This is a genomic window from Streptomyces sp. CB01373, from assembly GCF_002803075.1.
GTDB lineage: Bacteria > Actinomycetota > Actinomycetes > Streptomycetales > Streptomycetaceae > Streptomyces.
In genome coordinates, this window is sequence record NZ_NNBK01000012.1 from 133647 (window position 1) to 155013 (window position 21367).

At 72.5% G+C, this 21367-nt stretch carries 20 protein-coding genes; 14 read left to right on the forward strand and 6 right to left on the reverse strand.

Translation table 11 applies throughout. The annotated features are described in order from the left end of the window. Positions 1–77: 77 nt before the first annotated feature. Together CG719_RS20220 and iolC are read right to left on the reverse strand one after the other, a co-directional pair. Entirely contained in the window at positions 78–956 is an 879-nt protein-coding gene (locus CG719_RS20220; RefSeq protein WP_100570088.1) for a Cgl0159 family (beta/alpha)8-fold protein, read from the reverse strand. 13 nt (positions 957–969) lie between these two features. Further along, the gene (iolC, locus tag CG719_RS20225) at positions 970–1950 is read right to left on the reverse strand and encodes a 5-dehydro-2-deoxygluconokinase (RefSeq protein ID WP_100570089.1); all 981 of its coding nucleotides are present in this window, start codon (positions 1948–1950) and stop codon (positions 970–972) included. Between the two features lie 289 nt (positions 1951–2239). Between iolC and CG719_RS20230 the strand changes: the two genes are divergently transcribed. The 8 genes from CG719_RS20230 (at position 2240) to nhaA (ending at position 12246) form a co-directional block, all read left to right on the forward strand. Continuing rightward, positions 2240–3259: a sugar ABC transporter substrate-binding protein gene (locus CG719_RS20230; RefSeq protein ID WP_100570090.1), complete on the forward strand. Its 1020-nt coding sequence runs from the start codon at positions 2240–2242 to the stop codon at positions 3257–3259. Positions 3260–3264: 5 nt separating this feature from the next. Further along, positions 3265–4335 (forward strand): ABC transporter permease, encoded by a 1071-nt coding sequence (locus tag CG719_RS20235; protein ID WP_100570329.1) that lies wholly within the window; start codon positions 3265–3267, stop codon positions 4333–4335. Positions 4336–4340: 5 nt separating this feature from the next. Further along, positions 4341–5258, forward strand: coding sequence for an ATP-binding cassette domain-containing protein (locus CG719_RS20240; RefSeq protein WP_100570330.1), 918 nt, complete (start codon positions 4341–4343; stop codon positions 5256–5258). 4 nt (positions 5259–5262) lie between these two features. Further along, positions 5263–6165 (forward strand): sugar phosphate isomerase/epimerase family protein, encoded by a 903-nt coding sequence (locus CG719_RS20245; RefSeq protein ID WP_100570091.1) that lies wholly within the window; start codon positions 5263–5265, stop codon positions 6163–6165. 68 nt (positions 6166–6233) lie between these two features. After that, the gene (locus tag CG719_RS20250; RefSeq protein WP_100570092.1) at positions 6234–7253 is read left to right on the forward strand and encodes a Gfo/Idh/MocA family protein; all 1020 of its coding nucleotides are present in this window, start codon (positions 6234–6236) and stop codon (positions 7251–7253) included. Between the two features lie 114 nt (positions 7254–7367). Beyond that, positions 7368–7973: a GOLPH3/VPS74 family protein gene (locus CG719_RS20255; protein ID WP_199836696.1), complete on the forward strand. Its 606-nt coding sequence runs from the start codon at positions 7368–7370 to the stop codon at positions 7971–7973. 1090 nt (positions 7974–9063) lie between these two features. Continuing rightward, positions 9064–10311, forward strand: coding sequence for a serine hydrolase domain-containing protein (locus tag CG719_RS20260; protein ID WP_100570094.1), 1248 nt, complete (start codon positions 9064–9066; stop codon positions 10309–10311). 63 nt (positions 10312–10374) lie between these two features. Further along, complete coding sequence (gene nhaA / locus CG719_RS20265) at positions 10375–12246, forward strand: Na+/H+ antiporter NhaA (protein WP_100570095.1); 1872 nt, start codon at positions 10375–10377, stop codon at positions 12244–12246. Between the two features lie 29 nt (positions 12247–12275). Here the strand turns inward: nhaA and CG719_RS20270 are convergent, their stop codons facing one another. The 3 genes from CG719_RS20270 to CG719_RS20280 all read right to left on the reverse strand — a co-directional run bounded on the left by CG719_RS20270 (position 12276) and on the right by CG719_RS20280 (position 15339). Beyond that, the gene (locus CG719_RS20270) at positions 12276–13280 is read right to left on the reverse strand and encodes a Gfo/Idh/MocA family protein (RefSeq protein ID WP_100570096.1); all 1005 of its coding nucleotides are present in this window, start codon (positions 13278–13280) and stop codon (positions 12276–12278) included. An 83-nt stretch (positions 13281–13363) separates the two neighbouring features. Then, entirely contained in the window at positions 13364–14164 is an 801-nt protein-coding gene (locus CG719_RS20275; protein ID WP_100570097.1) for an SDR family oxidoreductase, read from the reverse strand. An 8-nt stretch (positions 14165–14172) separates the two neighbouring features. After that, positions 14173–15339 (reverse strand): phytanoyl-CoA dioxygenase family protein, encoded by a 1167-nt coding sequence (locus CG719_RS20280; RefSeq protein WP_100570098.1) that lies wholly within the window; start codon positions 15337–15339, stop codon positions 14173–14175. Between the two features lie 157 nt (positions 15340–15496). Between CG719_RS20280 and CG719_RS20285 the strand changes: the two genes are divergently transcribed. Then, positions 15497–16531 carry a LacI family DNA-binding transcriptional regulator gene (locus CG719_RS20285; protein ID WP_100570099.1) on the forward strand — a complete coding sequence of 345 codons (1035 nt, stop codon included), beginning with the start codon at positions 15497–15499 and terminating at the stop codon, positions 16529–16531. A gap of 15 nt (positions 16532–16546) precedes the next feature. Here CG719_RS20285 and CG719_RS20290 read toward each other — a convergent pair whose 3' ends face one another. Next, positions 16547–16891 (reverse strand): cupin domain-containing protein, encoded by a 345-nt coding sequence (locus CG719_RS20290; protein WP_100570100.1) that lies wholly within the window; start codon positions 16889–16891, stop codon positions 16547–16549. Positions 16892–17112: 221 nt separating this feature from the next. On the opposite strand from CG719_RS20290, the gene CG719_RS20295 reads away from it, so the two are divergent. Genes CG719_RS20295 through CG719_RS20315 form a run of 5 tightly spaced genes read left to right on the forward strand, consistent with a single transcriptional unit; the run spans position 17113 to position 21367 of the window. Beyond that, on the forward strand, positions 17113–17763 hold the full coding sequence (locus CG719_RS20295; RefSeq protein ID WP_100570101.1) for a GntR family transcriptional regulator: 651 nt from the start codon (positions 17113–17115) through the stop codon (positions 17761–17763). A gap of 59 nt (positions 17764–17822) precedes the next feature. Beyond that, on the forward strand, positions 17823–18611 hold the full coding sequence (locus tag CG719_RS20300) for a PIG-L deacetylase family protein (protein ID WP_100570102.1): 789 nt from the start codon (positions 17823–17825) through the stop codon (positions 18609–18611). Beyond that, a complete protein-coding gene (locus tag CG719_RS20305) occupies positions 18608–19318 on the forward strand; it encodes a 4-carboxy-4-hydroxy-2-oxoadipate aldolase/oxaloacetate decarboxylase (RefSeq protein ID WP_100570103.1) in 711 nt (236 codons plus the stop codon). The genes CG719_RS20300 and CG719_RS20305 overlap by 4 nt, the downstream gene beginning before the upstream one ends. Then, positions 19315–20436: a 4-oxalomesaconate tautomerase gene (locus tag CG719_RS20310; RefSeq protein ID WP_100570104.1), complete on the forward strand. Its 1122-nt coding sequence runs from the start codon at positions 19315–19317 to the stop codon at positions 20434–20436. The genes CG719_RS20305 and CG719_RS20310 overlap by 4 nt, the downstream gene beginning before the upstream one ends. Continuing rightward, positions 20417–21367 (forward strand): VOC family protein, encoded by a 951-nt coding sequence (locus CG719_RS20315; protein ID WP_100570105.1) that lies wholly within the window; start codon positions 20417–20419, stop codon positions 21365–21367. Before CG719_RS20310 ends, CG719_RS20315 begins: the two co-directional genes overlap by 20 nt.

Below are 21367 nucleotides of genomic sequence, written 5' to 3' on the forward strand. Positions count from 1 at the left end.
CGAAATGCCTCCTTGTCGCGGCTGGAGCGCGGCGGGTTACGGACGAGAAGGGGCGGGACCGCTTCGGAAGGTACCCGTCACAGCAGGCTCACCGCCGTGTCGACCGCGTCCTCCACACTGCCCGTGGCCGGGTACAGCAGCGACCGGCCGACGACCATGCCCTGCACGGTGGGGAGCCTGAGCGCCTTGCGCCAGCGCTCGTAGGCGCCCTCCTGGTCGTCGCCGATCTCGCCGCCGAGCAGCACGGCCGGGAGCGTGGAGGTCCGCAGGACCTCGGCCATGTCGTCCGGGTCCTCGGTGACGGGCAGTTTCAGCCAGGTGTAGGCGGAGGTGCCGCCCAGGCCGGACGCTATGGCGATGGAACGGGTGACGGCCTCGGCGGACAGGTCGTTGGCGACCCTGCCGCCGGAGCGGCGCGCGATGAACGGCTCCACGAAGACGGGCAGGCGCAGCTCCGCCATCTCGTCGACGGCCCGCGCGGTGGACTCCATGGTGCTCAGTGAGCCGGGGTCGTCGTAGTCGATGCGCAGCAGCAGCTTGCCCGCGTCGAAGCGGAACCGGGCGATGTCGCGGGGACGGTGTCCGGTGAAGCGGTCGTCCATCTCGAAGGAGGCGCCGGACAGGCCGCCGCGGTTCATCGAGCCCATGACGACCTTGCTGTCGAGCACCCCGAGCAGCAGCAGGTCCTCCAGGACGTCGGCGGTGGCGAGTACCCCGTCGACGCCGGGCCGCGACAGCGCGACGCACAGGCGTTCGAGCAGTTCGGCCCGGTTGGCCATGGCGAGTTGGCGGCCGCCGACGCCGAGCGCTCCGCGCGCGGGGTGGTCGGCGGCCACGATCATCAGCCGGCCGCTGTCGCCGAGCAGCGGGCGGCGCACCCGGCGCGCGGCGGCCTCCGCGACGGCCTCGGGGTGCCGGGCGCGGACCGCGGTCAGGTCGGGGATGCTGAGGCTCAAGAGGAGGCTCCGTTCAGGCAGTGGCTCGCGCGAGGAGGTCGTCGACCTCCGCACGGGTGGGCATCGCGGAGGAGCAGGCGAGGCGGGAGGCGACGAGGGCGCCGGCCGCGTTGGCGTACCGCATGGTCGTCGTCAGGTCCCAGCCGGACAGCAGTCCGTGGCAGAGCGAGCCGCCGAACGCGTCGCCCGCGCCGAGGCCGTTGACGACCTCGACGGGTACCGGCGGGACCTCGGCCCGGCCGCCGTCCCGGTGCACCGCGAGGACACCCTTGGGGCCCTGCTTGACGACGGCCAGTTCCACACCGGCCGCGAGCAGCGCCTCGGCGCACGCCTCCGGCTCGCGTACGCCGGTGGCGATCTCGCACTCGTCGACGTTGCCGACCGCCACCGTGGCGTGCCGCAGTGCCTCGGCGTAATACCGGCGGGCCTGGACGGGATCCGGCCAGAACATGGGGCGCCAGTCGAGGTCGAAGACGGTGGTGCCCGCCTTGTCGCGCGCGGCCAGGGCGGCGAGCGTGGCGGAGCGGCTCGGCTCCTCGCTCAGACCGGTGCCGGTGACCCAGAAGATCCGGGCCGCGCGGATGGCCGGGAGGTCCAGTTCGCCGGTGTGGATCTCCAGGTCGGGGGCCTTGGGGCGGCGGTAGAAGTACAGGGGGAAGTCGTCCGGCGGGAAGATCTCGCAGAAGGTCACCGGGGTCGGGTACGCGGCGACCGGCGTGACCCAGCGGTCGTCGACGCCGAAGCCCGTCAGCGCCTCGTGCAGATACGCGCCGAACGGGTCGTCGCCGGTGCGGGTGATCACCGCGGTGGAGCGGCCGAGCCGGGCCGCGGCGACGGCCACGTTGGCCGCGGAACCGCCGAGGTACTTGCCGAAGGTCTCCACGCGCGCCAGGGGTACGCCGGACTGCAGGGGGTAGAGATCGACTCCGATGCGTCCCATGGTGATCAGGTCGAAGGCCTGGGCGGACTCAGCGGACTCAACGGGCTCTGCCATGCGCGACGCTCCTCGAGCTGGGCTGGGGTGCGGATCCCGGGGGCCCCTGTGACGGGGGACGCGGAGCCCGGGCCTGCCGCCCTCCCAGATGTAGGACCCGGAGGGCCGCACTGTCAAGACTTTGTTCTTACATTCGGACTAGGTCGTAGAACAGATGTCTTGACAAAGTATTGACAGCGCGCCCGCCACGGGATTGGATCCGGTCCCAACGCCGGACTTCCCCCGGGTTTCCAAGAGTTCCCAGAGTTCGACCCGAGCTTTTCCCCAGCCACAGTGAGGTGCAGGAAAGATGGACCGCTCTTCTCGCCGCTTCCGCGGAGTCGCCCCCCTTGTGGCCGTGACCGCGGTGGCGGCCCTGGCCCTCGCCGGCTGCTCCAGCAGCTCGGGCGGAAAGCAGGCCGAGGACGGCGGGGACGGCGGCAGCGGCGCGGGCAAGGCCGACACGCCCCGGATGACGGTCGCCCTGGTCACCCACCAGGCGCCCGGTGACACCTTCTGGGACATCGTCCGCAAGGGCGCGGAGGCGGCCGCCGCCAAGGACAACATCAAGCTCGTCTACTCCGCCGACCCGAGCGCCGGAAGCCAGGCCAACCTCGTCCAGAACGCGATCGACCAGAAGGTCGACGGCATCGCCGTCACCCTCGCCAAGCCGGACGCGATGCGGGGCGTGCTGGCCAAGGCCGAGCAGGCCGGCATACCCGTGGTCGGACTCAACTCCGGCCTGAACGACTGGAAGAAGCTCAACCTGCTGGAGTTCTTCGGCCAGGACGAGTCGGTGGCGGGCGAGGCGTTCGGCAAGAAGCTGAACGAGGTCGGCGCCAAGAAGGCCGTCTGCGTGATCCATGAGCAGGGCAACGTCGGCCTGACCCAGCGCTGCGACGGCGTGAAGAAGACCTTCCAGGGCTCCATCGAGAACCTCTACGTCAACGGCGCGGACATGCCGTCGGTGAAGTCCACCATCACCGCCAAGCTCAAGCAGAGCGGCGCCGTCGACCACGTCGTCACCCTCGGCGCCCCGATCGCGATGACGGCGGTGCAGTCGGTGGGCGACGCGGGCAGCAGGGCCAAGGTCGCCACCTTCGACCTCAACAAGGAGCTGGCCGGCTCCGTCAAGAAGGGCGACATCGAGTTCGCCGTCGACCAGCAGCCCTACCTCCAGGGCTATCTGGCCGTGGACGGCCTGTGGCTGTACAAGAACAACGGCAACTACAGCGGCGGTGGTGAGCAGCCGGTGCTGACCGGACCGGCCTTCGTCGACAAGTCCAACGTGGAGCAGATCGCGGGGTTCGCCGCGAAGGGCACCCGGTGAGTGACATGACCCCTCAGGCCGCGCCGGCGGTGAGCGCACCGCCGGCTCCCGGCTCCCGGCAGACCGACGGCCGCACCGTACGGCGCCCGCTGGCGCTGCGGCTGCTGGCCCGCCCGGAGGTCGGGGTCTTCCTCGGCGCCGTCGCCGTGCTCGTGTTCTTCCTCGTCGCCGCGCCCTCGGTCCGCCAGGGTGGCTCCATGGCGACGGTCCTGTACCAGTCGTCGACCATCGGCATCATGGCCCTGCCGGTGGCCCTGCTGATGATCGGCGGGGAGTTCGACCTCTCCTCCGGTGTCGCCGTGATCACCTCGGCGCTCACCGCGAGCATGCTCAGCTACCAGCTCACCATGAACGTGTGGGCGGGAGTGATCGTCGCCCTGGCGGTGTCCCTGGGCGTCGGCGCCTTCAACGGCTGGCTGCTGGTCAAGACCGGCCTGCCGAGCTTCCTGGTCACCCTCGGCACCTTCCTGATCCTCCAGGGAGTCAACCTCGCCGTCACCAAACTGGTCACCGGCAACGTGGCCACCGACGACATCAGCAACATGGACGGCTTCGAGCAGGCCAAGGCCGTCTTCGCCTCGTCCTTCGACGTCGGCGGCGTCCAGGTGAAGATCACCGTGGTGTGGTGGCTGGTCTTCGCCGCACTGGCCACCTGGGTCCTGCTGCGCACCAAGTACGGCAACTGGATCTTCGCGGTCGGCGGCAACAAGGACAGTGCCCGCGCGGTCGGCGTGCCCGTCACCTTCACCAAGATCACCCTGTTCATGCTGGTCGGCTTCGGCGCCTGGTTCGCGGGCATGCACCAGCTGTTCTCGTTCAACACCGTGCAGTCCGGCGAGGGCGTCGGCCAGGAGCTCATCTACATCGCCGCCGCCGTGATCGGCGGCTGCCTGCTCACCGGCGGCTACGGCTCCGCCGTCGGCCCCGTCTTCGGCGCCTTCATGTTCGGCATGGTGAACCAGGGCATCGTCTACGCGGGCTGGAACCCCGACTGGTTCAAGGCCTTCCTCGGCGTGATGCTGCTCGGCGCCGTCCTCATCAATCTGTGGGTCCGGCGTACGGCGACCCGGAGGTGACCGACATGACCAGCGACAAGGCGGCGGCCCACGGAGCCGTCCTCCCCGACACCCCGCCCGCGCACGACGGGCCCGTCGTCGAACTGCGCGGCGCAGGCAAGTCCTACGGCAACATCCGCGCCCTGCACGGCGTCGACCTCGCCGTCCACCCCGGGCGCGTCACCTGCGTGCTCGGGGACAACGGCGCCGGCAAGTCCACCCTCATCAAGATCATCTCCGGGCTGCACCAGCACACCGAGGGCGAGTTCCTCGTCGACGGAGCGCCGGTGCGCTTCTCCAGCCCGCGCGACGCCCTCGCCCGGGGCATCGCCACCGTCTACCAGGACCTGGCCACCGTCCCGCTCATGCCCGTGTGGCGGAACTTCTTCCTGGGCTCCGAGCTGACCAAGGGGCCCTGGCCCGTACGCCGCCTCGACATCGCCCGGATGAAGCGGACCGCGGACGAGGAACTGCGCAACATGGGCATCGTCCTGGACGACCTGGAACAGCCCATCGGAACCCTCTCCGGAGGCCAGCGCCAGTGCGTCGCCATCGCCCGCGCCGTCCACTTCGGCGCCCGCGTCCTCATCCTGGACGAGCCCACCGCCGCCCTCGGCGTCAAGCAGTCCGGTGTCGTGCTGAAGTACATCGCCGCCGCCCGCGACCGCGGCCTCGGCGTCATCTTCATCACCCACAACCCCCACCACGCCTACATGGTCGGCGACCACTTCAGCGTGCTGCGCCTGGGCACCCTCGAACTCAGCGCCGGCCGCAGCGAGGTCGGCCTGGACGAGCTGACCCACCACATGGCGGGCGGCACCGAACTCGCCGCCCTCAAGCACGAGCTGTCGCAGGTCCGCGGTGTCGACACCGAGGAGCTCCCGGAGGCGGAGGTCCTCGCCGCGCCCACCGCCTCCGCACCGGAACCCATCGAAGGGAACTGATGACATGGCCCCCGTGCTGGACCGCATCCGGGTCGGCTCCGCCCCCGACTCCTGGGGTGTCTGGTTCCCCGACGACCCCGCGCAGGTGCCCTGGGAACGCTTCCTCGACGAGGTCGCCGAGGCCGGCTACTCCTGGATCGAACTCGGCCCCTACGGCTATCTGCCGACCGACCCGGCCCGGCTCAACGACGAGGTGGCCAGGCGTGACCTGAAGGTCTCGGCGGGCACCGTCTTCACCGGCCTGCACCGCGGCCCGTCGGTGTGGGAGTCCACCTGGGAACACGTCAGCCAGGTCGCCGAACTCACCTGGGCCACCGGCGCACGCCACCTCGTCGTCATCCCCTCCTTCTGGCGCGACGACAAGACCGCCGAGATCCTGGAGCCGCCGGAGCTGACCGGCGAGCAGTGGACGCACCTGACCCGGGGCATGGAACGGCTCGGCCGCCAGGTCAGGGAGACGTACGGCCTCGACATCGTCGTCCACCCGCACGCCGACACCCACATCGACACCGAGGCCCACGTCGAGCGCTTCCTCGACTCCACCGACTCCGGTCTCGTCAACCTCTGCCTGGACACCGGGCACTACGCCTACTGCGGCGGCGACAGCGTCAAGCTGATCGAGACCTACGGCGAGCGCATCGGCTACCTGCACCTCAAGCAGGTCGACCCGGAGATCCTCGCCGAGGTGGTGGCGCACGAGGTGCCGTTCGGGCCGGCGGTCCAGCGGGGCGTGATGTGCGAGCCGCCGGCCGGAGTACCGGCGCTGGAACCGGTCCTGACGGCCGCGCAGGGACTCGGCGTGGACCTCTTCGCGATCGTCGAGCAGGACATGTACCCGTGCGAGCCGGACACGCCGCTGCCCATCGCGGTGCGCACACGCCGGTTCCTGCGGTCCTGCGGCGCCTGACCCCGCCGGGGAAAGGCACCAGGCCCCCTGGAGAGGACGACCTCCGGACGCCGAGGAGAGGTACGACGATGGCCCGGTCATCGACGCTGAACGTCGCCGTCATCGGCGTGGGCCGCATGGGCGCCGACCATGTGCGCCGGATCCGGGAGGTCGTCAGCGGCGCCCGGGTGAGCGCCGTCGTGGACGCCGACGCGGAACGCGCCGAGGCCGTCGCCGCCCGCGCCGGCGGCTGCGCCGCGTACACCGACCCGGCCGCCGCGCTGGCCGCCGCCGACGTCGACGCGGTGCTCGTGGCCTCTCCGGGCCCGGCCCACGAGGCGGCCCTGCTCGCCGCCCTCGCCCACGACCTGCCCGTCCTGTGCGAGAAGCCCCTCACCCCCGACCCGGCCTCCGCCCTGCGCGTACTCGACGCCGAGCGGCGGCTCGGCCGGCGGCGCGTCCAGGTGGGCTTCATGCGGCGCTACGACGCCGAGTACCTCCGGCTCGAACAGCTCCTGCGGACCGGCCGGCTGGGCCGCCCACTGCTGCTGCACCAGCGCCACCGCAACGTGACCTCCCCGCCCGGCTGGACCAGCGACCTGCTCATCAGCGACTCGCTCGCGCACGAGGTGGACGCGACCCGCTGGCTGCTCGGCCAGGAGATCACCGCGGTGACCGTCCTGCGTCCCGCCCCGTCCGGCGACGCCCCCGCCGGCCTCCAGGACCCGCAGTTCGTCGTCCTCGAAACGGACGGCGGCGCCATCGCCGACGTGGAGGTCTTCGTCAACTGCGGCTTCGGCTACCAGGTGCGTGCCGAGGCCGTCTGCGAGCGCGGCACGGCGCACGTCGGCGACGGCCACGCCATGGTCACCCAGGCGGACGGCCGCTGGGGCGGCACCATCGCCCAGGACTACCTCGAACGCTTCGAGGACGCCTACGACCGCGAGGTGCAGACCTGGGTCGACTCCGTCCGCGACGGCACGCCGACCGGCCCCAGCGTCTGGGACGGCCTCGCCGCGGCCGCGGTCTGCGCGGCGGGCGTCCGCTCCCTGACCGAGGGCGGCCGGGTGGAGGTGGAGCTGCCCGAACGTCCGTCCCTGTACGGATGACACCCGCCGTACGCCCCGCGCGCCGCGCTAGAGTCGGGGCGTACGGGAAGCACGGAACGTCGCGTTCTGCGTGCCGGTGGCGCAGTGGCGGGCACCTCCTCGACGGGGAGCGTAATGAGCACAGCGCGTGACCTGATGATCGTCGCCCTGGACGTGGAACCCAGCCGGCCGCCCGAGCGCGGGGACCTCTCCCTGGCGCTGGCCGGCGCCGAGGCGTACGACCTGCTGCGGGCCGAGCTGCTGGAGCTGGACGGCGACCGGATCGTGCCGCGGCTCCTGCCGCAGGTCGGCGACCCGCTGCTGGCCGAGGCCGCCACGTCGCTGGTGCGCCAGGTGCCGTACGAGACCCTGGAGGACTGGCTCTGGCGGCGCGGGCGCGGCCTGGCCAGGGTCTATCTGACCGCCCTGGAACAAGAGGGCCAGGTCACCTGGGAACGCAGCCGCTGGCTGCCCTTCCGGGGCGGCCGCACGGTCCTCAGCGACACCGGGGCACGGCAGCGCGCGGCCTACCGCTGGGCGGCCGACGAGCCGGTGCTGCTCACACTCGCGGCGGCCGTCGGCATCCGCGACGAGATGACCGCGGCGGAGCCGGGCATCACCGACGACGCCGTCCTCACCGTCCTCGCCGCCGTCCACGACGCGGTGATGGAACTGGAGGCCGTCCGCCAGCGCCGAGCCATCGAGGACGCGGCCTTCGCCAACGTCTGGCGCGGCGCGTAGCCCACCGCCACCGGTCGGTGCCTCGCCCCGTCACTCGCAGACCGTCACCGTGCCGTGCCGCCGACGCGCGGTGCCGTGTCCGGTCGCCCGCAGGGTGGTGTCCCGCGGCGTTCCGCTGGGCGGTGCCTCGCCCGTCACTCGCAGACCGCCACCGCGCCGTGCCGCCGACGTGCGGTGTCGTGTCCGGTCGCCCGCAGGGTGGTGGCCCGTCGTGTCGTCGGCAGGCGCTGTTGCGCCCGGTCGTCCGAAGGGCGGTGTCCCGCGGCGACCGGACGCCCGCAGGGCGGTGTCGCGCCGCCTCGCTGGCAGGCGCTGTCGCGTCGGTCCTCCGAAGGGCGGTGTCCCACGGCGTCCCGCAGGGCGGTGTCTCGCCTGTCGTCCGCAGATCGTCACCGTGCCGTGCCGCTGATGCGCGGTGCCGTGTCCGGTCGCCCACCGGGTGGTGTCGCGTCGTGTTGCCGGCAGGCGTTGTCGCGTCCGGACGCCCGCAGGGCGGTGTCGCGCCGCCTCGCTGGCAGGCGCTGTCGCGTCGGTCCTCCGAAGGGCGGTGTCCCACGGCGTCCCGCAGGGCGGTGTCTCGCCTGTCGTCCGCAGATCGTCACCGTGCCGTGCCGCTGATGCGCGGTGCCGTGTCCGGTCGCCCACCGGGTGGTGTCGCGTCGTGTTGCCGGCAGGCGTTGTCGCGTCCGGACGCCCGCAGGGCGGTGTCGCGCCGCCTCGCTGGCAGGCGCTGTCGCGTCGGTCCTCCGAAGGGCGGTGTCCCACGGCGTCCCGCAGGGCGGTGTCTCGCCTGTCGTCCGCAGATCGTCACCGTGCCGTGCCGCTGATGCGCGGTGCCGTGTCCGGTCGCCCACCGGGTGGTGTCGCGTCGTGTTGCCGGCAGGCGTTGTCGCGCCCGGGCGCCCGCAGGGCGGTGTCCCGCCGCGTCCCCGTAGGGCGGTGCCGTGTCCCGGCGTCGACAGGCGGGGGCGCGTCGGCGCTTTTAAGCTGAGGGGCGGCGTGGGTCGCCGTGGAAGTGAGGGCGGTGTCCCTCGTCCCCCGCTCGTCCGGGACGGCCGCGGGCCCGTTCCCAGGCGCTTGGAGTCGGCGCATGACCCACGCGTGTCCACGACTGCGACGGACTGTCGTCACCGCGACCGCCGTCGGAGTCCTCGTGGTGCCCCTCGCCGGCGGGACCGCCTCCGCCGGACCCGCCGCCCGCCCCGGCGCCGTCACCGCCATCGCGCCCGCGGGCATGTCACCGACCGGGGTGCGCAGACTGAGCACCGACGTCGTCCGGCAACTCGACCAGGCCGTGCTACGCGTCATGCGGCAGGCGGGCGTGCCCGGGGTGACCGTGGGACTGTGGACACCGGACGAGGGCGAGTACGTCAAGTCCTTCGGCGTCGCCGACAGGAGCACCGAGCGGAACATGTCGCCCGACCTGTACATGCGGATCGGCAGCGAGACCAAGACCTTCACCGTGACGGCGCTGCTGCACCTCGTGGACCGGCACAAGGTGCGCTTGGACGACCCCGTCGGCAAGTACGTCGCCGGCGTGCCCAACGGGAACGGGATCACCCTGCGGCAGCTCGCCGGGATGCGCAGCGGACTGTTCGACTACACGGCGGACGCGGACTTCCGCAAGGCGCTGACCTCCGACCCGCACCGGGCCGTCACCCCGCACCAACTGCTCGCCTACGCCTTCAAGCACCTCCCGCTCTTCCCGCCGGGCCGGAGGTTCGACTACAGCAACACCAACGTCATCCTCCTCGGCCTGGTCGTGGAGAAGGCCGGCGGCCGGCCCCTCGCGGACTACATCGCCACCCACGTACTGCGCCCGGCCGGACTCGACCAGACCTTCTTCCCGGCCGGGGCGCAGTTCCCGCGCCCGCACGCGCAGGGCTACACGAACCGGACCCCGAACGGCGAGGTGCGGGACGCGGCCCACTGGAACCCCTCCTGGGCCTGGGCGGCCGGGGCGATGATCTCCAACCTCGACGACCTGCGCGTCTGGGCGCGCACCGTCGCCACGGGCGTCCTGCCCGACGGCACCAGGCTCATCAGCCCCGCCTCCCAGAAGCAGAGGCTCACCACACACCCGACCTCGGTCCCCAGCGCCGGATACGGCCTCGGCATCTTCGACGTGCGCGGCTGGATCGGCCACAACGGCTCCCTGCCGGGCTACGAGTCCCTCGCCGTCCACCTCACCCCGGCGCGCACGACCCTCGTCGTCCTGCTGAACAGCGACATCGACGAGCACGGGACCGAGCCCAGCACCCTGCTCGGCCGGGCGATCACGAAGATCGTCACCCCGGGGCACGTCTTCGACCTGCCGGCCCGGGCGGCCGTCCGGTGACCGGCCGCTCCACGGACTGACGACGTGTCCCGGGACCCGACCACACCGACGGCGCCTCCGCCCATGAGCGGGCAGACCGCCTGCGGCGCCGGCGCGCACGGCCCGCTGCGCACCTTCCTGCACACCGAGACCGGCAGCGCCGCGGTGCTGCTCGCCGCCGCCGTCGCGGCGCTGGTGTGGGCCAACGCCTCGCCCGGCACGTACGAGTCGTTCTGGCGCACCCACGTCTCGCTCATGATCGGCTCGACCGGAGTCTCCCTGGGACTGCGGGAGTGGATCAACAGCGGGCTGATGGCGCTGTTCTTCTTCGTCGTCGGCCTCGAAGCCCGCCGGGAGTTCGACATCGGGGAGCTGAGAGAGCGCAGACGGCTCGCCCTCTCGGCGATCGCCGGGATCAGCGGCATGGCCGTACCCGTGGCGATCTACCTGGCCGTCAACGCGGGCCACGTCACCGCGCGGGGATGGGGCGCGGCCATGTCCACGGACACGGCGTTCGCGCTCGGCATCCTCGCCGTCTTCGGCTCCCGGCTGCCCGGCGGCCTGCGCGTCTTCCTGCTCGGCGTCACGGTCGCCGACGACTTCCTCGCACTCGCCGTCATCGCCTTCGCCTACAGCGGCACCCTCTACGTGCCCGCCCTGCTCACCGCCTTCGGCGTCCTCGCCGTGCTGATCGCGCTGCGCCTGGCCGGCGTACGGATCTCCGCCGTGTACGCGCTGGTCGCCCTGGTCCTGTGGGGCGCGCTGCTGCGTTCCGGCGTCGATCCGGTGGTCAGCGGGCTGGTCATGGGCCTGCTCACCTACGCCCACCCCGCCCAGCGGCACGCCCTGGAACGCGCCAGCCGGCTCTTCCGCCGCTTCCGCGAGCAGCCCACACCCGAGCTGGAACGCACCCTGCGCCGGGGCCTGGCCACCGCGCTGTCGCCCAACGAGCGGCTCCAGCGCATGCTCCACCCCTGGACCAGCTATTTGATCGTGCCTCTGTTCGCGCTGGCCAACGCCGGTCTCCCGCTCGGCGCGGCCCGGCTCGCGGACGCCTTCACCTCGCCCGTCACCCTCGGCATCCTGCTCGGCTACGTCCTCGGAAAGCCGATCGGCGTCGCCGGCTCCACCTGGCTCGCCGTACGGCTCAGCCGCGGCCGGCTGCGCCCGCCGATCGGCTGGGGCGCGATCGCCGCGGGCGGCGGTCTGGCCGGGGTGGGCTTCACCGTGTCCCTGCTGATCGCCACCCTCGCCTTCCGCGGGCCCCGCCTTGAGGAGGCGAAGATCGGCGTTCTGGCGACCGTCGTGTGCTCCTTCGCCGTCACCTGGCTGGTCACCGGGGCCCTGTCCCTGCTGCCCCCGCGCAGCCGGGCCCGCGCGCTCCTGGGCCGCGGCCGGGTCATCGTCGACCTCGGCGAGCCCGTCGACCCCGAGCGCGACCACGTCCGCGGACCGCTCGACGCCCCGGTGACGCTGGTCGAGTACGGCGACTACGAGTGCCCGTACTGCGGACTCGCCGAGCCGGTCGTGCGGGAGCTGCTCACCGAATTCGGCGACGACGTGCGCTACGTCTGGCGGCACCTGCCGCTGACCGACGTCCACCCGAACGCGCAGCTCGCCGCCGAGGCCGCGGAGGCCGCCGCCCGCCAGGGCCGCTTCTGGCGGATGCACGACGTCCTGATCAGCCACCAGGGCGACCTGAGCCCCAAGGACCTCCAGGGCTACGCCGGACAGGTCGGCCTCGACGTGGACCGCTTCCGCCGGGACCTGCGGGCGCGGGCGGGCGCGCAACGGGTGGCCGACGACGTGGAGTCGGCCGACCTCAGCGCCGTCTCCGGCACCCCGACCTTCTTCGTCAACGGCCGCCGCCACCACGGCGCCTACGACATCACCACCCTTGCGGCGGCCGTACGCGCGGCCCGGGAACGCGCGGCCCTGACGACCACGGGCCCGTAGCCCTGAAGGCCGCGTCGCGGCCCGGCGGGTCAGACGGTTCGTACCTCCTCGACGCGTACCGGACGGTGTTCGTGGAGGGACAGGGTGCACGCCTCGGCGATCCAGCCGGCCTCCAGGGCGTCCGCGACCGTGCACGGGGAGGGCAGCCGGCCGGCCACGACCTCGGTGAACGCGGTGAGTTCGGCGCGGTAGGCGGCGGTGAAACGGTCCATGAAGAAGTCGTGCGGGGTGCCGGCGGGGAAGGTCACCCCGGGTTCGACGGAGCGCACCGGCAGCTTGTCGTCCAGGCCGACGGCGATCGAGTCCTCGAAGCCGTGCAGCTCCATGCGGACGTCGTAACCGCGGGCGTTGTGGCGGCTGTTGGAGACCACCGCGATCGTTCCGTCGTCCAGCGTGAGCACGGCACCGGTGGTGTCGGCGTCGCCCGCCTCCCTGATGAAGTCGGCGCCCCGGTTGCCGCCGACGGCGTACACCTCGGTCACCTCCCGCCCGGTCACCCAGCGGATGATGTCGAAGTCGTGCACCGAGCAGTCCCGGAAGATCCCGCCGGAGGAGGCGATGTACGCGGCCGGCGGCGGCGCCGGGTCGAGCGTGGTCGAGCGTACGGTGTGCAGCGTGCCGAGCTCGCCGCTCCGCACGGCGGCGCGAGCCGCGGCGAAACCGGCGTCGAAGCGGCGGTTGTAGCCGATCTGCACAGGCACGCCGCCGTCCTGGACGGCCTTGAGGACCTCGACGCCCTCCGCCATGGTGCGGGCCACCGGCTTCTCGCAGAAGACGGGGACCCCGGCGCCGACGGCGGCGAGGATCAGCGCCGGGTGGGCGTCGGTCGCCGCGGCCACGACGACACCGTCCACCCCGGCGGCCAGCAGCGCCTCGGGCGAGTCGGCCACCTCGGCCCCGAACCGCTCGGCGGCGGCCTTCGCGGCGTCCGTGAACGGGTCGGCGACGACGAGCGACTCGACGGCGTCGAGTCCGGAGAGGGTCTCGGCGTGGAAGGCGCCGATCCGGCCGAGGCCGAGGATTCCGATGCGCATGGGGGCTGGTGCTCCTTGGGTGCGTGGGTTGTGCGTGGTGGTGCGGCAGTACGCCGGTTCAGTCCGGTCCAGTCCAGTTCAGCTCAGTCCAGTCCGCCGAGCACGTTCTGGTCCCAGTCGATCACCGAACCGGTGACCACCCCGGACCGCTCGGACAGCAGCAGGACCACGAAGTCGGCGATCTCGTCGGGCTGACCGAGCCTGCCCATCGGCAGCCGCTCCGCGGCCCGCTCGCGCCAGTCGTCGCCGGCGCCGTGGAAGGCGCGCTGGGTGGCGTCCTCGCCCTCGGTCGCGGTCCAGCCGATGTTCAGGCCGTTGATCCGTACCCGGTCGTGGCGGTGGGCGTGCGCGGCGTTGCGGGTGAGCCCGGCCAGGCCGGCCTTGGCGGCGACGTACGGGGCCAGGAACGGCTGCCCGCCGTGCGCCGAGGACGTGATGATGTTGACGACCGTGCCGGGCGCCCCGCGCGCCACCATGTCGGCCACCGCCGCCTGCATCGCGAAGAACGGCCCCTTGAGGTTGACCGCGATGTGCGCGTCGAACAGCTCGGGCGTGGTGTCGAGGAGCGTGCCGCGCGAGGTCAGCCCCGCGGAGTTCACCAGGCAGTCGATCCGCCCGTACGCGGAGACCACCCGTGCCACCGACCCCTTGGCCTGTCCGGCGTCGGCCAGGTCGGCCCGGACGAACGTCGCGGTGCCCCCGGCGGCTCTCAGCTCTGCCACCAGGGCCTCGCCCGGCTCGGTCCGCCGCCCGGTCACGGCGACGACGGCGCCCTCGCGGACGGCGGCCCGCGCGATCGCGGCCCCCACGCCCTGGGTGCCGCCGTTGACGAGGACGACCTTGCCATGGAGCAGGCCGTCCGCGGATCCGTCGAGAAGTCCCATGACCGTCCTCAGCTCTCGCGCCGCTCGGCGGCTGCCCGCAGCTGCGCACGCAGCGCGTCCGGTGTCCACTCCTCGCGCACCGCCCGCCGTACGAGGTCCGCCTGCGAGGGCGGAGCCAGACCGTCGACCGGCGGATCGCTGTCGAGGTTGGTGGGGAACGGGTAGCCCTCGGCGCTCGCGGCGACGACACGGTCCAGCCACGTGGCGTCGGCGCCCTCCGCCTTGCGCTTGAGCAGCACGGGGAAGACGGCGCCCGCGACGGCCTCGCGGTCGACGGTCTCCATCGCGCGCCCGAACGCGGAGGAGACCTGGAGCAGGTTGGCCATGCGCCGGATGTCCGTCGACCGGTTCGTGCCGGCGGCGTGGAAGAGCGCCGGGTTGAAGAAGACGGCGTCCCCCTTGGCCAGCGGCAGTTGCACGTGGTGGTCCTCGAAGTACGCCTGGAACGCGGGCAGTCGCCAGGAGAGGTAGCCCGGCTCGTACCGCTGCGAGTACGGCAGGTACATCGTCGGACCGGACTCCACGGGCATGTCGCAGTGCGCGACCGCGCCCTGGAGGGTCAGCACGGGGGAGAGCCGGTGGACGTGCGCCGGGTAGGCGGCGGCGACCTCGTTGGCCAGGAAGCCCAGGTGGTAGTCGCGGTGCACGGTCTGAGCCGCGCCGCCCGGGTTGACCACGTTGATCTGCGAGGTGACCTGGTAGCCGGGGCCCAGCCAGGCCTCGCCGACCAGCGCCAGGACGTCGTTGGCGTAGTAGTCGGCGAACGTCTCCGGGTCGTGCAGCGCCGCCTTCTCCAGGGCGTTCCACACCCGGTCGTTCGCGCCCGGCTTGGCGAAGTGGTCCCCGCCGCCCGCGCCCGAGGCGCGCTGCTCGGCGATCAGAGCGCGGAAGACGTCGGTGGCCCGGTCGACCACGGCGGTGTCGGGGAAGGCGCCCCGGAACACCACGATGCCGGGGCCCTCGTCCAGGGCGCGGACCAGTTCGGCCCGCAGGGCGGGGCGGTCCCCGGCCCCGCGCAGCCGCACGGCGTCGTAGACGAGGACGCCCCGGTCCACCGCCGAGGCGTGCGGGTAGCCGGCGAGGTCGGTCGCGCGCTCGACGAGCGCGCGGAAGGAGCCGAGGTCGCAGTCCTGCTCGGACAGCCAGGCACGGCGGTGTACGGAGACGGAGGACATCGTCGTCCTTTCGGTCGTCGGGCGACTCGGTCACGAGGGCCGTCCGACTCGGTCACGAGGGCCGTCGCGCCCTGTCATTCTTGTCATTACAAACACCTCGAACAACCAGCGGCAAGCCATCAAAAACCCCTCAAGGGCCTTCCCGAGGAGCCAGCGCATGGGCCACCCCTTCCCGATCCGCGAGATAGCACGTCAGGCCGGGCTGAGCGAGGCCACTGTCGACCGGGTGCTCAATGGCCGCGGCGGCGTGCGGGAGAGCACCGCGGGGGAGGTGCGCCGGGCCATCGCCGACCTCGACCGGCAGCGCACCCAGGTCCGCCTTGTCGGCCGCACCTTCATGGTCGACATCGTGATGCAGGCGCCCGAGCGGTTCAGCACCGCCGTACGGGCCGCCCTGGAGGCCGAACTGCCGTCCCTGCACCCGGCCGTGGTGCGCTCCCGCTTCCACTTCCGCGAGACCGGCCCGGTACGGGAGCAGGTCGCCGTCCTCGACCGGATCGCACGACGCGGCTCGCAGGGCGTGATCCTCAAGGCCCCGGACGTCCCCGAGGTCACCGAGGCGGTCGGCCGGCTGGTGGCGGCAGGCATCCCGGTCGTCACCCTCGTCACCGACCTGCCCACCAGCGCCCGGCTCGGCTACGTCGGCAGCGACAACCGGGCGGCGGGCGCGACGGCCGCGTACCTGATGGGCCAGTGGCTCGGCGACCGGCCCGGCAATGTGCTCACCAGCCTCAGCAGCGGCTTCTTCCGCAACGAGGAGGAACGCGAGATGGGCTTCCGCGGCGCCATGCGCGCCCGTCACCCCCGGCGGGCCCTGGTGGAGATCGCCGAGGGGCAGGGCCTGGACGCCACGCAGTACGACCTCGTGCGGGCCGCCCTGGAGCGCGACCCGGAGATCCGCGCCGTCTACTCGATCGGCGGCGGCAACATCGCCACCCTGCGGGCCTTCGCCGACCTCGGCCGCGAGTGCGCGGTGTTCATCGCCCACGACCTCGACCAGGACAACACCCGCCTGCTGCGTGAGCACCGCCTGTCCGCCGTGCTCCACCACGATCTGCGTCAGGACCTGCGGGAGGCCTGCCATCTGGTGATGCGGGCCCACGGCGCCCTGCCGCCCGCCGGACCGACGCTTCCGTCGGCGATCCAGGTGGTGACCCCGCACAACATGCCGCCGCACCCGACGGCCGGCTGAACTCCCCGGCGGGCCTCACAGGTTGATCGCGTAGGCCTTCCGCAGCGTCTCGTGCACCGTCCACGTCGTGCGGTCGCCCTCGCGCAGCACCGCCAGGTCGCCCGGGCCGACGCGCAGGGTCGGACCGCCCTCGACCTCGATGGTCGCCGAGCCGCTGATCACCACGAACAGCTCGTCCGCCTCGGTGTCGGTGACGACCCCGGGCGTGATCTGCCAGATCCCGCGGACCTGCCGGCCGTCCGCCGACTCCCAGACCACCTTGCCGGTCACCTCGGGCGTCCCGGAGACGATCTGCTCCGGTTCGAGCGGCTCGGGCACGAGGTCGGCGTCGGGGACATGCAGAACGAAACTGTGCGTCATGCCGCGACCCTAGCCGGGGCGGACGGCGCCGGAAGGCCGACAGGGTGTAGGGGATCGGCCCTGGTCCGGGGACACTTCGTCGCTTCCGGCGGCGGCGCGGCCCGGCACGTGCGGCCGGCACCCGAGGGCCGGTTCCCGCGCGGCGATATGACCAACAAAATTGTTGACAATCTTGTCTCGCTAGATTTAGGTTCGACAGGCACTCACTCAGGGAGGGCGCAATGCCGAACCAAGCCGGTCCGAGCAGCGGGGAGCAGGCCAAGCAGCATGCGCTCACGCGGCTGCGGCAGGCGATCCTGCACGGCGAGATGGCACCGGCCCAGCGGCTGGTGGAGAACGAACTCGCCGAGCAGTTCGGTGTGACACGGGCCAGCATCCGCGCGGCGCTGATCGATCTGGAGGCCCAGGGCCTGGTCGAGCGGATCCGCAACCGGGGTTCGCGGGTGCGGGTGGTGACAGTGGAGGAAGCGGTCGCGATCACCGAGTGCCGCATGGTCCTCGAAGGGCTGTGCGCGGCCAAGGCGGCCGTCGCGGCGAGCGACGAGCAGTTGTCCGAACTCGTGGACCTCGGCACGGCGATGGAGAAGGCCGTGAAGGAGGGCGAGCCGGTCACCTACTCCGACCTCAACCACGAACTGCACGCCCGGATCCGGGAGTTCTCCGGCCAGCGCACGGCCCTGGAACTGCTGGAACGACTCAACGCCCAACTGGTGCGGCACCGCTTCCAGTTGGCGCTGCGACCAGGGCGTCCGCAGCAGTCCCTGAGCGAGCACCTGGCCATGATCGAGGCGATCGGGGCCAGGGATCCGCAGGCGGCCGAGGCGGCCGTCCGCGCCCACCTCACCAGCGTGATCGACGCGTTGCGCGACTGATACGCCGCACGACCGCCGCGGGGTGGTGGGCGCACCTGTCCACCAAGGAGATATGAGCAATGACGCACGCGGGTGCGCAGACCCCCGAGCCCTCGACTTCGTTCGAGCAAGGGGGACCCCCATCCCCACGGTCGACACTCGTCGTCACCGCGCACGCCGGGGACTTCGTGTGGCGGGCGGGCGGAGCGATCGCCCTGGCCGCCGCACGCGGTGAGAAGGTCACCATCGCGTGCCTGACCTTCGGCGAGCGCGGCGAGTCGGCCAGGGCCTGGCGCGAGGGCCGGAACCTGGAGGAGATCAAGGAGATACGGCGCGCGGAGGCCGAGCAGGCCGCCGCCACCCTCGGCGCCGAGGTCCGCTTCTTCGACGCCGGCGACTATCCCCTCGTGCCCACCGCCGAGCTGACCGACCGGCTCGTCGCCGTCTGCCGCGAGACCCAGCCCGACGTGGTCCTCACCCACCCGGTGGAGGACCCGTACAACGGCGACCACCCGGCCGCCAACCGGATGGCGCTGGAGGCCCGCGTACTCGCCCAGGCCATCGGCTATCCCGGTCCCGGCGAGATCATCGGCGCCCCGCCCGTCTTCTACTTCGAGCCGCACCAGCCCGAGATGAGCGGCTTCCGGCCCGAAGTGCTGCTTGACATCACCGAGGTGTGGGAGACCAAGCGCAAGGCGATGGAGTGCCTGGGCGCCCAGCGGCACCTGTGGGACTACTACACCGACCTGGCCGTCCGCCGCGGCGTCCAGCTCAAGCGCAACGCCGGACCCAACCTGGGCCTGCCGCACAAGACCATGGCCGAGGCCTATATGCGTCCCTACCCGCAGGTCACGAAGGAGCTGGCATGAGCGGCGTGATCGTCACCGACCCGCCGAAGGCCGACGCCGAGGACGTACGGGCGCTCGCCGGGTACGGCGTGGCCACGGTCCACGAGGCCATGGGCCGCACCGGTCTGCTGCCGGGGCGCCTGCGCCCGGTCCAGGAGGGCGTACGGGTCGCGGGAACCGCCGTGACCGTGCTGTCCTGGCCCGGCGACAACCTCATGATCCACGCCGCCGTCGAGCAGTGCGGCGAGGGCGACATCCTCGTCGTCACCACCACCTCGCCGTCCACCGACGGCATGTTCGGCGAGCTGTTCGCCACCGCGCTGAAGCGGCGCGGGGTGCGCGGCCTGGTCATCGACGCGGGGGTCAGGGACGTCGCCGAGCTGCGCGGGATGGGCTTCCCCGCCTGGGCCGCCGCCGTGTCCGCGCAGGGCACGGTGAAGGCGACCGGCGGCTCGGTCAACGTTCCCGTGGCGATCGGCGGCCAGGTGATCCGGCCCGGCGACGTGATCCTCGCCGACGACGACGGCGTGGTGGCCGTACCGCGCGAGCAGGCCCGGCGGGCCGTCGCGGCCTCCGAGGCGCGGGAGGCCAAGGAGGCCGCCTCCCGGGCCGCCTTCCAGGACGGCCAACTCGGCCTGGACCGCTATGGGTTGCGCGACACCCTCGCGAAGCTCGGCGTGACCTGGCAGACGTACGACGACCACGTGCGGGACGGAGCCGGGAAGTGACCGCTGCCGACGGGGTCCGCTGCGCGCTCCTGCGCGGCGGCACCTCCAAGGGCGCGTACTTCCTGGCCGAGGACCTGCCCGCCGACCCCGCCGCCCGCGACGACCTGCTGCTGCGGATCATGGGCAGCCCCGACCCGCGCCAGATCGACGGCCTCGGCGGCGGCCACCCGCTCACCAGCAAGGTCGCCGTGGTCTCCGCCTCCGCCGGTCCGGAGACGGACGTGGACTACCTGTTCCTCCAGGTCGCCGTGGACCGGGCCGAGGTGACCGACCGTCAGAACTGCGGCAACATCCTGGCCGGAGTCGGGCCGTTCGCCGTCGAACGCGGGCTCGTGCCCCCGGGGGACGGCGAGACCGCGGTACGGATCCGGATGCGCAACACCGGGGAGTCGGCGGTCGCCACCTTCCCCACTCCAGGCGGACGCGTCGACTACACCGGCGGCGCCGCCATCTCCGGGGTGCCCGGCACCGCGGCCCCGGTACTGATCGAGTTCCAGGCCGCCGACCGCCCGTTGCTGCCCACCGGACAGGTCCGGGACACGATCGCCGGTACGGAGGTGACGTGCGTGGACAACGGCATGCCGACCGTGCTGATCCCGGCCACCGCGCTGGAGGTCACCGGCTACGAGGAACCGGGGGAGCTGGAGGAGAACCGCGAACTGGCGGGCCGGCTGCGGGAGATCCGGCTGGCGGCCGGCCCGCTGATGGGTCTCGGCGACGTCGGCTCCGCCACCGTGCCCAAACTGAGCCTGCTGGCGCCGCCCCGGAACGGTGGCGCCGTCACCACCCGTACCTTCATCCCGGTGCGCTGCCACACCTCCATCGGTGTCCTCGGCGCCGCGAGCGTGGCGGCGGGGCTCGCCCTCCCCGGCAGCGCGGCCGAGGGCATCGCACGCCCACCCGCGGCGGGCCACCGTACGCGCATCGAACACCCCACCGGATTCCTGGAGATCGACACCGACGTCGTACCCGGCGCCGGTGACGCCCCTCCCGTCGCCCGCCGCACCGCCGTGGTGCGCACCGCGCGCAAGATCTTCGACGGCACGGTCTTCCCCCGCCCGGCCGCCACCACCCCCGCCCGACCCTCTGGAGGCAACGATGGCTCCGCCCCTTCGTGACATCGCCCATATCGGCCACGCCCAGCTGTTCACCCCGGACCTGGACGCCAGCGTCGCCTTCTTCACCGACTACCTCGGCCTCACCGTCAACGAGCAGCACGGCGACACCGTCTACCTGCGCACCTTCGACGACTACGAGCACCACAGCCTGGTACTCACCGCCCGCGACCGGCCGGGCCTGGGCCGGCTCGCCCTGCGGACGTCGAGCGACGAGGCCCTGGAGCGCCGGGTGAAGGCCACAGAGGAGGCGGGCCGCCCCGGCCACTGGGTCGAGGACGAGCCGGGACTGGGCAGGCTGTACGTCACCGCCGACCCGGACGGGCACGAGCACGCGCTGTACTGGGAGAGCGAGCACCATCGGGCCCCCGAGGAGCTGAGGCCCGCCCTGAAGAACCAGCCCCAGGCCAAACCCAACCGGGGCGTGGGCGTGCGCCGCCTGGACCACGTCAACTTCCTCGCGGCCGACGTGCTCGCCAACGCCGAGTTCCAGGAACAGGTGCTGGGCGCCAGGCCCACCGAGCAGATACGCCTGGACTCCGGCAGGATCGCGGCCCGCTGGCTCACCTTCACCGACAAGTCCTACGACGTCGTCTACACCGAGGACTGGACGGGTTCGAGCGGCCGGCTGCACCACATCGCCTTCGCCACCGACACCCGCGAGGACATCCTGCGCGCCGCCGATCTCGCCATCGACAGCGGCGTGTTCATCGAGACCGGCCCGCACAAGCACGCCATCCAGCAGACGTTCTTCCTCTATGTCTACGAACCGGGCGGCAACCGCGTCGAGTTGTGCAACCCGCTCACCCGGCTGGTGCTGGCGCCGGACTGGCCGCTGATCACCTGGACCGAGGCCGAGCGGGCCAAGGGCCAGGCCTGGGGCCTGCGGACCATCGAGTCCTTCCACACCCATGGGACCCCGACGGTCGGCTGA